Here is an 11780-nt window from a genome sequence, read left to right as displayed (position 1 = left end):
CGGTGATGTTTGATGGTTCTCATGAACCTGCTGTCCGTCGATGGCCTGGCGTCGGTCACGAACGTGCTCGACCTGGCCGGGGTGTTCGCGTCGGCGCTCCTCGGCGGATCGCTCGCGCGGACGATGGACTTCGACCTCTTCGGGTTCCTCGTCGTCGGGTTCGTGTCCGGCCTCGGCGGCGGCATGCTCCGCGACACCCTGTTGCAGAACGGACCGCCCGTCGCGCTCGTCGACCCGCTGTACGTGCCGGTCGCGATCGCCGGTGCGCTCATCGCCTTCTTCGTGTCGTTCTCCGAGCTGACCTGGGACCGGTTGTTCACCGTGCTCGACGCTGCGGTCATCGGCTTCTGGTCGGTCGTCGGGGTGCAGCGGACGTTCGACGCCGGTCTCGACTGGCCGGCCGCGATCATCATGGGCACGATCACGGCCGTCGGCGGTGGTGCGATGCGGGACCTGCTGCTCCGCCGGGTCCCCGCGGTGTTCGGCGGCAACGCGCTCTACGCCACGGTCGCCGTCGCCGCGTCCGCCGTGATGGTCGTCGCGTCGCACCTCGGGTCGCCGTCGATCGGCATCGTCGCCGCGATCGTGCTCTCCCTCGGGCTGCGGTGGGGCGCGGTCCGGCGCGGATGGGGGCTGCCGAACGGTCGTGAGTGGCAGCCGAAGTCCACGCTCGGATCCCTGCTCCAGCGCGGCCGGAAGCTCCGACCGGACGCGATCCGGTTGCTGCGTCGGCCGGGGCGACGGTCCGGCGCGGGGAGCGTGCACCACGAGAACGAGTCGGGGCCCGCGGACGCGTCGGACGGCTGAATCCGCGAAGGGGCTGTCATCTGTCGGTGCTCGGTCGTACAATCAGTACCGCCGGGTATCGGCCCGGCATCCATGGTCCGCTGGCGCACCGACGCGACCCGAACGCGCCGGTTCCGTACGGACCTGTGGTTGGGGGCTTCGCTGATGCCGCGCGGGATCAGACGCGCGGCGCGGCAGGTCTCCCGACGCACCCTGCCTCCAGCACAATGGTCGTGACCCACCACCACGCCAGCCCGACGAAGCCGGACCCGACGGATCACGGCGGGCCCGTCGAATCAGGAACCATGAGCGACGACGCCTCCGACCCCAGCCCCTCCGTCACCGGCTCGCCCACGCCCCGGACCCCGCGGGCCGAGGTGCGGGAACGACTCCTCACCGCCGGGGCCCAGGTCTTCGCCGAGCAGGGCGTGCACGAGGCTCGGCTCGACGAGGTCGCCGCCCGCGCCGGGTTCAGCAAGGGCGCCGTCTACTCGAACTTCTCGTCGAAGGAGGACCTCGTCGCGCAGGTCATGCAGCGCGCGACGAACCTGGTGCTCGGGTCGCTGCGGGAACTCGTCCGCGCCGACATCGCCGCGGTGGACATCGGCGACGTCGTCCGGGCAGCGTTCGGGCGGCACGACCAGAGCGGCCAGTTCGCCCTGCTGTCGGAGTTCCGGGGGTACGCCACGCGCCACCCCGAGTTCCTGCCCGAGTTCGTGCGCCAGCGGCGGGAGCTGCAGGACGGCGTGTTCGAGCTCGTGGAGCTGTGGTTCGGGGCGCACCCGGAGATCGATGCGGGGATGTCGCTCGAGGACTTCTCCCGGGTGCTCATCGGGGCGAACGTGGGGATCGTGTTCGATGCGGCGGCGCTGCCCGGGGTGAACCCGGGCGAGGTCGTCGCGGCCCTCGTCGAGGCGGTCATCCGCCGGCGCTGACGCGCGGCGGCGGGTGACGCAGTGTGCGAGGTTCCGCGCGCGGTGGGACCCTGCGGGCCCGGCACCACGCGCGGAACCTCGCACGCTACGAGCGCGCGGCGCGCTACGCCGCGCTGCGGCGCGCGCGCCGTCCTTCGTGCGACCACGCGGACGAGGGCAGCAGGCTCGGCGGCGCCAGGCGCGACCGGAGCACCCGCGCACCGGAGGCCGAGGCGTCCAGGGCGACCCGCGCCTCCTGGACCGCCACGAGCAACGCCGCAGCGTCCACCGAGGCCGCACCGCCCGCGGCGAACCGCTCCCGGTCGACCGCATCGACGATCGTCTCGAGGTGCGGCAGCACCGTCGCCGGCACCGACGGCCGGAGCCGCCCGAGCACCGCACGTGCCGTCCGCGCTGCGGCAGCGGCGTCACCCGGCGGCGCGAGGCCCGGCGCGTAGCCGTGGTCGGCGACGTCGTCGAGCGCCTCACGCCAGGCGTTCACCGCCGGCGACCTGCCCGATCGCACCGCGCCGAGTCGTGTCCGACGGCGGAGTGCCCGGACGAGCGCCGGGGACACCAGCAGCGCCACGGCGATCACCAGTCCCACCGCGAGCCCGAGCGGTCCGTTGCCCCCGCCACCGGTCGACCCGGCGGCTCCCGGTGCGGCGGACGCGCTCGGCGTCGGCGTCTCGGACGCGGCGGGAGCGGATTCGCCCGGGGCGGGCAGCGGTGTCTCCGGGGCGGCCGCCGAGGGGGTGGAGGTGGCCTCGGTCGAGGGCGTCGCGGCGGCGTCGGAGTCGGGGGTCGGCTCGAACGCGACCCAGCCGGCGCCCTTGATGTAGAGCTCCGGCCACGAGTGCAGCTGCCGGTTCGACACCGTGTACTCGCCGTCGGCCTGCGTGGAGCCCGCCCGGTAGCCGACCGCGATGCGCGACGGGATGCCGAGCGTGCGGGCCATCACCGCCATCGCCGAGGAGAAGTGGACGCAGTAGCCCTCGCGGACCTGCAGGAACTTCGCGACGACGTCCATGCTGTCGCCGTCGTAGCCCTGTTCGACCGGCGCGGTCTCGGAGTACGTGAACAGGTCGCTGCGGAACCACTGCTCGAGCGCGCGGCCCTTCTCGTAGTCGGTGGCCGCGCTGCCCGCGACGCGCTGCGCCGTCCGCGCGATGCTGACCGGCAGCTTGTCGGGGAGCTCTCGGTCGGTCCGGAGCTGGTTCGCCGAGGGGGTCGCGAACCCCCGGCCGTCGGCACGTCCGAGCAGGCCGGAGCCGGCGATCGCGTCGAGGTACTCGCCGGACCACGTCGAGGCGCCGTACACCTCGTAGGTGGCACCGCGCGGGGTGGCCGGGCCGGTGGAACGCACCGTGCTCGACTCCCCCATCCAGCGCCACTGCGACAGGTCGAGGTTCGTCGAGCGGGACTCGATCGAGACCGCGCCGGCGGGGACGGGCAGGTAGTTGCTCGACAGCCCGGTGACCCGGATCGTGACGTCGCCGCGGCTGGAGAGCCGCGGGTTGATGCCGACCGCCCACTGCTGCTGGTCGGCGGTCTCGGACTTCGCGGCGTCGGTGGTGGTCGGCACCCAGTCGCCGGTGCCGAACTCGTCGAGGTTCGCGAGCTTCAGGTACTCCGGCCGACCGTCGGACGAGCGGTAGCGGAACACCTCGAGCTCGTTCGGCTGTCGGAGGTCCTGCCCGAGGTTGAGCAGCGTGCCGGGACGTCCGGGCTGCACGGGCGACTGGATCGCCCCGGTGACGCCGGACAACCAGCTGGCGTTGAGCGGCACGATCGCGGGCAGTCCCACGGCGACGACGAGTCCGATCGCCCCGACGACGGCGGCGGGGAACGCCCGTTGGACCGGCCGCACCGAGAGCCAGAGCAGGACGAGGAAGGCGATGCCGGTGGCGATCACGAGCCCGGGTGCCGCGGGGGCTCCGGTGACGACGCCCGGCACGATGAGGATCACGAGCGCGGGGACGGCGGCGAGTGCGGCGGTCGGGGCGACGGCCGCGAGGAACAGCGAGACGCCGGCGACCCAGCCGATCGCGACCGTGACGATGAGCCGGATCGCGTCGGACTGCGGCAGCGGTGCGGGGTTCAGCCGGATCGCCGCGAGCGTCTCGCCGAGCGCACCGTTCCGGTCGAGCCACCCGAGTGGCTGGACGTCGTTCACGACCGCGGCGGCGCACGAGCAGACCACGAGCGCCGCGACGAGTGCCACGAACCGCACCCCGGGCGCCCGACGACGGACGGCGAGCATCGTGCCGACGAGGACGGCGGCGACGAGGACGCCGGACACCCACCACGCGACGCCCTGCACGAGGGGCTGCATGGCGAGGGCGGCGATGAGCACGGGCACCGGTGCGAGTGCGACGACCCACGGGCTCGGCGAGTCCGGTCGGTCGACCCGTCGGTCGGGTTCGCGCCGCGCCTCGCCCCGGGGCGGGGCCGGACGGGTGGCGACGCCGCTCACCGGATGCTCCCGGGCGCGTGGGCACCGGCGACCGGGACCACCAGGGTCCGCCACCCGCCGCGGTCGAGGATGCCGCGCACCACCGGGTCCGGCGGGACGATCGTCGCGAGGATCCCCCGGCTCGAACCGGTCGTCGCCGAGACGAGCTCGGCGGCCTGCTCTGCCGTGCAGTTGCCGGTGACGACGGCAGTCATGCCGTGCACGTCGCGGCCGCGGACGTCCGGGAGGACCTCGGTGACCTCGCGGGCGTCGGAGCGGACCCGGACGTCGGCGAGCCCCACGAGCACGTCGGTCAGTCCGCCTGCGTCCCCCGCGTGCCGGGTGCTGCCGGACGGTCCGTCGCTGACGAGCACGACGCGCGAGGTCCGTGCGGCCAGTGCCCGTGCGACGCTCGCGGCGACGACGACCGCGTGCTCGAACGCGGCGTCGCCGCCGAGGTCCGAGAGCTCCGCCAGGTCGTCGCGGCCGAGGCGCTGGTACGACTCGCGTCGGACGTCGAGCGCGATGACGGCCTCCGGCGGCTGCGCCTGCGTGGTCTGACGGACGTGGAGTTCCCCGCGGCGGGCGCTCTGGGCCCAGTGCACACGGCGGATCGGGTCGCCCGGGCGGTAGGGACGCAGTTCGCTGTCGTCCGCCGACCCGCCCTGCCCCACCCGGCCTTCGTCGGCGGAGACGGCTCCGGCGAGCGCACCCGCGTCGAGCGACGCGAGCGGGGTCGATGCCGGGACGACGACGACCTCTTCGGCGGCGACCACCGGCCGGTCGATGCGGAGCAGGCCGAACGGGTCCTCGACGCGGATCGTCACCGGGCCGACCACGCTGCGCCCGCGGTGCATCGCCAGGGCCTCGACGTCGAGCACCGCTGGCGGGAGGTTCGGCCCGACGGCGGCGTACGTCTCGGCGGTGGACATGCTGACGAGGGCGTCGTCGAGCTGTTCGCGCACGAGGAGCATCGACCGCGGGCCGATCGGCAGGCTCGTCCCGCCGAGGGTGATCCGCTCGCGGTACACCTCGCCGACCTGGACGATCGCGCGCGCCGTGCTCCGGCTGCCGCGCAGCGGTGCGGCGACGACGAACGCCATGACGATGCCGAGGACCACGAGCACGAGGAGCAGCAGCCCCGCGGACACCGCGACGCTCGTCGTCCCCACGAGCCCGCCGCCGATCAGCCCGATGCCGACCGCGATCACGGTCCAGCCGCGCACGGTCGGTCGGGGGAACGGCGTGCGACGCAGCAGCGCGAGGCCACGCCGCCCGTACCGGAGCGCCCCGGAGCGCAGGGCGCCGGCACGCAGCGCGAGCGACGTCGGCGCCGGGGACCCGGACATCAGGAGCGGACGGGGGTCGCCGTGAACGGCACGGCCGTGTCGGACACGATGCGCACGACGATGTCGCGGACGGTGTCGTCGCCCGTCCCGCCGAGGCCGCGGGCGACCGGCACGAGCCGGTGCGCGAGGATGACCGGCGCCAGCGTGGCGACGTCGTCCGGCGTGACGAAGGGACGGCCGAGCAGCGCGGCGTGGGCACGGGCGGCCGAGGCGAGGTGCAGCGTCGCCCGCGGGCTGGCACCGAGCACGATGTCGGGGTGGCTGCGGGTGGCCCGGACGATCGCGACGATGTACGCCTCGACGTCGGGCGCGACGTGGACCGTGCGCACCGACTGGATGAGGTCGCGGAGGGTGTCCACGTCGACGATCGGTCGGAGGTGCGCCAACGGGTCGCCCCCACCGCGGTTGGTCAGCATCTGCCGTTCGGCGTCGGCACTCGGGTACCCCATCGTCAGGCGGGCCATGAAGCGGTCGCGCTGGGCCTCGGGCAGCGGGTACGTGCCCTCCATGTCGATCGGGTTCTGCGTCGCGACGATCATGAACGGGCTGTCCAGCTTGCGCGTCACGCCGTCCACGGTCACCTGTGCCTCGGCCATGGCCTCGAGCAGCGCCGACTGGGTCTTCGGGCTCGTGCGGTTGATCTCGTCGCCGATCACGACGTTCGCGAACACCGGCCCCGGCGAGAACCGGAAGGCACCGGAGGACTGGTCGAAGATGTTCACGCCGGTGACGTCCGACGGCAGCATGTCCGAGGTGAACTGGATGCGGTTCACGGACCCGCCGACCGATGCGCCGAGCGCCTTGGCCAGCACCGTCTTGCCGACGCCGGGGACGTCCTCGACGAGCAGGTGTCCCTCTGCCAGCATCACCGTCAGGGCGGTGCGGATGGGCTCGGTCTTGCCGTCGACGACGGTGGAGACGGCGGCGGTGATGTCGTCACCGACGTCCCGGATGCGCTCGATCGGGAAGGCGGGGTCGGTCGGTTCCGGCACGCAGGCCTCCTCGGCTCAGGACAGGTGTCGTGCATGCTACAACGGCCCGGTGACAGGGACCGGGGGATGCGTCACCGACCGGGCCGCCGGACGCACGGCGACGGACTCGAGGCGCGGGTCACGTGCGCCGATCAGCGCACGTGATCCGCGCCTCCAGTCCGGATCCCGCTGCACCTCAGACGCGAGCCGTCAGCGACGCGTCGGCGGCCAGCAGGACCTGCGCCGCCACGGCGACGCCCTCCTCGCGGCCGAGCTCGGTGTCCTCGTGCTCGATGTTCACCCACATGCCCGGGTCCACCTCGCGCAGGGCCTCGAGGAACGCCGACCAGTACGCCTCGTCGTGCCCCTTGCCGAGCGCGACGAAGTCCCACGCGGACGGCTTCGGCCACTCGTTCGCCCACTCGTCCCCGCCGAGGTTCGTGCGCGGCTCGTCCGGCGAGAGCCGACGGAACGAGTTGTCGAGCACGCCGTTGATCGCGGCCTGCGGGTTGATCCGGACGTCCTTCGCGGCGGCGTGGAACACGAGCGGACCGAGGTCGCGGACGACCGCCACCGGGTCCATCTGCTGCCAGAACAGGTGCGACGCGTCGAGTTCGACGCCGACGTTGGTCAGCCCGCCGCGCTCGACGAGCTCGCGGATCGTCGCCGGGTTGAAGACGACGTTCTGCGGGTGCAGCTCGAGCGCGACCTTGACCCCGTGCTCGCGCGCGAGGGCGTCGATCTCCTGCCAGAACGGCACCGCGACGCTCCACTGGTACTCGATCACGTCGAGCGCGGCAGAGTTCCAGGCGTTCACGATCCAGTTCGGCCGGGTGCCGCCGGGTTCCCCCGCGGGGAGGCCCGACATCGTCACGACCCGGTCCTGGCCGAGACGGGCCGCGAGCCGGATGCTGCGGCGGACGTCCTCCGCGTGCTTCGGCCCGATCGCCGGGTCCGGGTGCAGCGGGTTGCCGTTGCAGTTCAGGCCGGCGATCGAGACGCCGGTCTCGTCGAACTGCGCGAGGAAGGCGTCGCGCGCCGCGTCGTCGTCGAGGATCTCGTCGACGTTCGGCACGTGCACCGGCGGCAGGAACCCGCCGGTGTTCAGCTCGATGCCGGTGAGGCCGTTGCCCGCGATGGCCTCGAGCGCCGCGGCGAGCGGGCGGTCGTGGAAGATCGCGTTGTAGAGACCGAGCTTCATGCGTGTGCTCCTCCGGTGACGGACGCTGCGGTGAGGTCGACGGTTGCTCCTCCGTCGGCGGCGGACCGGGCCACCGCGTCGAGGATCTCCATGTTGTGGACGCCGTCGTCGAAGGTGGCGTTCGCCGGCAGCGGGTCGGCCGTGTTGCCCACGACCTCGTCGAGGAAGGCACGCGCCTGGTACTCGAACATCTGGTTCTGGCCCCAGCCGACACCGGGAGCGTCCATCGCCATGCCGCCGGCGACGTACGGGTGGTCCGGGCCGAGGACGACCTGACGGTAGCCGCCGAGACGGGAGCCGTCGGACTGCAGCGCGAGTCCGATCTCGGATGCGCGCTCCTGGTCCCAGCGTGCGGCGCCGTGCTCGCAGAACACCTCGACGACGAGGCCGTTCGGGTGGGAGGTCGCGACCCGGGAGACCTCGAGCGAACCGACCACCGAGCCGTCGCCGAAGCGCGCGGTGAACGTGGCGTAGTCGTCGTTCTCGACGTCGGCGAACTCCCCGGTCAACGGTACGGCCTGGCCACGGAGGGCGAACCCGGCGGCGATCGGCCGCTTCGTGATGGCCGTGGTGAACATGCCGCCGTTGACGCTCTGCACCTCGCCGGCCAGGAACTCGGCGACGTACGCGAGGTGCGACCCGACGTCGGCGAGGGCGCCGGTCCCCGGGGCCCCCGCGAAGCGCCACGAGAACGGGACGTCGGGCGACGAGCCGTAGTCGGTCCAGTACCGCGCGGAGACGTGCAGGACGCGACCGAGGGTGCCGTCCTCGACGAGCTGCTTGATCGCCGCGAGGCCGGGAGCGCGGCGGTAGGTGAAGCCGACGCGAGCGGTGAGACCACGACCGGCCGCGAGCGATGCGGCGGACGCCATCGCGCGGGCGTCGTCGAGCGAGTCCGAGAGCGGCTTCTCGCACAGCACGTGTTTGCCGGCGGCGAGGAGCCCCTCGACGATCTCGCGGTGCAGCGTGTTCGCGACGACGACGCTCACCACGTCGATGTCGTCGGCCTCGGCGATCGCTCGCCAGTCGGTGTCGTGCCGGTCGTACCCGAAGCGCGTCGCAGCCTCGGCCGCGAGCGGTTCGTAGACGTCGCCGACCGACACGAGCCGGACGGGCGGCAGCGTGTGACCGAACAGGGACGGTGCGTTCCGCCACGCGGCCATGTGGGCCTTGCCGGCCATGCCGGCGCCGATGACGGCGACGCCGATGCTGTCGCTCATGTTCTCTCCCTCGAGAAGTCGGTGATGGCTCTGGAACGTTCCAGAGAGCGTCGGTAGACTGTAGACGCACCCACCCATGTCCTGTCAAGGAGCCGCGTGTCCCGACCACCGACGATCATCGACGTCGCGACCCGTGCCGGTGTCTCGAAGTCGCTCGTCTCGATGGTGATGCGCGACGACCCCGGCGTCTCGGACACCCGCCGGGCAGCCGTCCTCGCCGCGGCCGCCGAGCTCGGCTACCGCCCCAACCGTGCCGCCGCGATCCTCGCCGGCACGCGGACGCGCACGATCGGCGTCGTCGTCGACGACTTCCGGAACCCCTGGTACGTCCCGATGCTCGACGGCATCCGCGACGCGCTCGCCCCGCACGGCCTGCGCCTCACGCTCGCGGACAGCCGCGCGAACGCCCACCTCGACTCCTCGCCGTTCGACGACCTCGTCTCGCTCCGTGTCGACGGCGTCGTGCTCGCCGCCGAGGGCTTCCCCGACCTCGTCGTCCCCGCGGACACCCCGGTCGTCATCGCCGGCGCACGCGCCGACGTCCCGGGAGGACTCGACGTCGTCGCCTCCGACGAAGCCGCCGGCGGACGCCTGGCCGCGGACCACCTGGTCGGACTCGGTCACCGCCGCATCGCCCACGTCACCGGCGCAGGAGGCCCGGCTGCCGTCCGCCGCGAGGCCACCGTCGCCCGGATGGTCGCCTCCGGCATCGAGCCACTGGTGTACGGCGACGGACCGACCTCGGAGCAGACCGGCTACCGGGGCACCGTCCGCGCACTGGAGGACCGCCCGGACCTGACCGCGGTGTTCGCGGCGAACGACGTGATGGCGATGGGCGCGATCGCCGCCGTGCACGAGGCCGGGCTCCGGGTACCGCAGGACGTGTCGGTCATGGGCAACGACGAGACCCCGCTCGCCGCGTCACCCCTGCTGCGCCTGACGACGGTGGACCCGCACAACGACGAGGTCGGGCGACTCGCGGCGGACCGGCTCGTCGAGCTGATCGGTGCAGCCGAGCGGCCGGAGCCGACCCGGGTCCTCGTGCCGCCGTCGCTCGTCGTCCGGTCGACGACCGCTCCCCCGCGCGCCCGCTGACCGCGGCGGCCCGGCGGCTGGCGGCCCGCGGCCCGGCGGCCGGCAGCCCCGCGGTTCGCAGTGCGGGCGCACAACCGGAGTACGCCGAACCGCGCATCCGCGCGGTTCGGAAGGACTTGCGTTGTGCGCAGCACCGCCGCGGCCGAGGACGGACGGGAGGCGCGGGTCGCCCGGACCGTTCGGCAAGCGCCCGGCGCGGGCTCAGCCCGGCAGGGCGAGCGTGTTCAGGGACCAGAGCGCCACGCCGTGCAGTCCGAGGTCCTCGGCGAGCGTGACCCGCGCCCGGTAGGAGCGCGCGTCGGACCAGTGCAGCTCGCGGCCGTCGTCCAGCGTCGCCGACCACTCGCCGGTCCGGGCCGACCACCGCGCATCGGCGCCCGCGAGTTCCCGTGCCCGCGCCGGGCTCACCTGCGCGTCACCCGAGCCGCCCCACACGTACCCGTACCCCGCGATGCCGAGGTCGATCCGGTCGGCCGGGACGCCCGAGCGCTCGGCCGCATGGACCACCCGCTCCGCCCACGGCAGGGACCCGATGGTGCCGGCACCGCTCCAGGGCCCGTGCTGGTCGTACGTCATCAGGACGAACCGGTCGACGTGGTCCGCGAGCGCGCCGAGGTCGTACCCGGTGTCGCGGTAGCCCCGCTCGTCCGTCGAGGCCATGACCGCCATCGACACCTCGGCGTCCGACCCGAGCCGCTCGTGCACGGCGTCCTCGAGCGTCGCGGCGAACGCCACCAGCCCGGCACGGTCGCGGCTCCGGAGCGACTCGAGGTCGATCTGCACGCCTCGCATGTGCGCATCGGACGCGCGTTCCGCCAGGCGCTCGGCGACCCGCGAGCGGTTCCCCGCGTCCGACAGCAGCGCGGTGCCGACCTCGGGTGAGAAGTCCCCGATCGACTCGGAGAAGTTGCTGACGAGCAGTTCGGGTGCGGCTCCACCGGCCCGCGCCGTGCGAGCGAGTGCCGCCACGCCGCCGGGCAGGTCGTTCAGCCCGGCGCCGTCGTCCGCCACCGTGACGCCGTCGATCCCGATCGTCGCCGCACGACCGGACGCGTCCGAGACCGTCGCCGCCGATCCGCCACCCGGTTCGACGTACGCCTCGACAGCGAGGTCGGCGTCGGGACGCTGCGTGGCGACGCAGCCACCGAGGGCCAGCGCGACCACGACCGCGACGCCGACCACGAGTCCTGTCCGCCGCACCACCCGCTCACCGTAGCGTGCGGGGCGGGGTCGAGCCGCGCCTCCTGGACCTCAGACGGTGACGCCCTCGAGCCGGTCGACCGCGACGGCGAGCTCCTCGAGCTCGGGGACCTCGCGCGCCTCGGCGAGCGCTTCCTCGAGCGCGGCGGCGTGCACGGGCGTGGCCTCGTCGAGCAGTCGTTGGCCCGCGTGCGTGAGCTCCGTGTAGAGCCCGCGGCGGTCGTCGGCGCAGAGCACGCGGGTGAGGAGGGCGCGCTCCTCCAGGCGGTTCACGAGCCGGGTCGTCGCACTCGGGCTGAGCGCTGCCGCCCGGGCGAGCTGCTGCATGCGCATGTGGAAGCCGTCCTGGCGGCGGAGGGCGTCGAGCACCGTGAACTCGACGACCGACAGGTCGACCGCGCGCAGCGCCCGCTCGAGCCGCGTCTCGATGAGGCCGTGCAGGGCCGCGAGCGTGCGCCAGCCGTGGGCGCGGACGGCGACGGAGGAGTCGTCGACGGACATGAGGGGCCTCCTGGTGTGCTTCCGGGCAGGATTGGTTGCTTGCGCGGATACCCCGCGTGTGCAACTATCGATATCCCGCGTCTGCAAC

10 protein-coding genes are annotated in these 11780 nt (G+C 73.6%); 3 read left to right on the top strand and 7 right to left on the bottom strand.

Translation table 11 applies throughout. The features are described 5' to 3' along the window. Positions 1–21: 21 nt before the first annotated feature. Positions 22–807, top strand: coding sequence for a trimeric intracellular cation channel family protein (locus tag ACEN8D_RS15635; protein WP_070418153.1), 786 nt, complete (start codon positions 22–24; stop codon positions 805–807). A 284-nt stretch (positions 808–1091) separates the two neighbouring features. Then, positions 1092–1721 (top strand): TetR/AcrR family transcriptional regulator, encoded by a 630-nt coding sequence (locus tag ACEN8D_RS15630; protein WP_070418152.1) that lies wholly within the window; start codon positions 1092–1094, stop codon positions 1719–1721. Between the two features lie 103 nt (positions 1722–1824). Here ACEN8D_RS15630 and ACEN8D_RS15625 read toward each other — a convergent pair whose 3' ends face one another. The 5 genes from ACEN8D_RS15625 to ACEN8D_RS15605 all read right to left on the bottom strand — a co-directional run bounded on the left by ACEN8D_RS15625 (position 1825) and on the right by ACEN8D_RS15605 (position 8896). Further along, a complete protein-coding gene (locus ACEN8D_RS15625; protein WP_495601067.1) occupies positions 1825–4176 on the bottom strand; it encodes a transglutaminase TgpA family protein in 2352 nt (783 codons plus the stop codon). Then, positions 4173–5504 (bottom strand): DUF58 domain-containing protein, encoded by a 1332-nt coding sequence (locus tag ACEN8D_RS15620; RefSeq protein ID WP_071302792.1) that lies wholly within the window; start codon positions 5502–5504, stop codon positions 4173–4175. Before ACEN8D_RS15620 ends, ACEN8D_RS15625 begins: the two co-directional genes overlap by 4 nt. Beyond that, the gene (locus ACEN8D_RS15615; RefSeq protein ID WP_413461697.1) at positions 5504–6496 is read right to left on the bottom strand and encodes an AAA family ATPase; all 993 of its coding nucleotides are present in this window, start codon (positions 6494–6496) and stop codon (positions 5504–5506) included. Before ACEN8D_RS15615 ends, ACEN8D_RS15620 begins: the two co-directional genes overlap by 1 nt. A 175-nt stretch (positions 6497–6671) precedes the next feature. Continuing rightward, positions 6672–7676, bottom strand: a complete 1005-nt coding sequence (locus ACEN8D_RS15610; protein WP_413399128.1) for a sugar phosphate isomerase/epimerase family protein — start codon at positions 7674–7676, stop codon at positions 6672–6674. After that, the gene (locus tag ACEN8D_RS15605; protein WP_309886175.1) at positions 7673–8896 is read right to left on the bottom strand and encodes a Gfo/Idh/MocA family protein; all 1224 of its coding nucleotides are present in this window, start codon (positions 8894–8896) and stop codon (positions 7673–7675) included. Before ACEN8D_RS15605 ends, ACEN8D_RS15610 begins: the two co-directional genes overlap by 4 nt. Positions 8897–8992: 96 nt before the next feature. On the opposite strand from ACEN8D_RS15605, the gene ACEN8D_RS15600 reads away from it, so the two are divergent. Further along, entirely contained in the window at positions 8993–9991 is a 999-nt protein-coding gene (locus tag ACEN8D_RS15600) for a LacI family DNA-binding transcriptional regulator (RefSeq protein WP_413399129.1), read from the top strand. 201 nt (positions 9992–10192) lie between these two features. Here the strand turns inward: ACEN8D_RS15600 and ACEN8D_RS15595 are convergent, their stop codons facing one another. Both ACEN8D_RS15595 and ACEN8D_RS15590 read right to left on the bottom strand, forming a co-directional pair. Further along, positions 10193–11194, bottom strand: coding sequence for a glycosyl hydrolase family 18 protein (locus ACEN8D_RS15595; RefSeq protein WP_413461866.1), 1002 nt, complete (start codon positions 11192–11194; stop codon positions 10193–10195). Between the two features lie 48 nt (positions 11195–11242). Further along, the gene (locus ACEN8D_RS15590; protein WP_413400034.1) at positions 11243–11692 is read right to left on the bottom strand and encodes a MarR family winged helix-turn-helix transcriptional regulator; all 450 of its coding nucleotides are present in this window, start codon (positions 11690–11692) and stop codon (positions 11243–11245) included. Positions 11693–11780 lie beyond the last annotated feature (88 nt).

The sequence above is a fragment of the Curtobacterium sp. Curtsp22 genome, from assembly GCF_059492135.1.
This window is presented reverse-complemented; position numbering and strand designations above follow the sequence as displayed.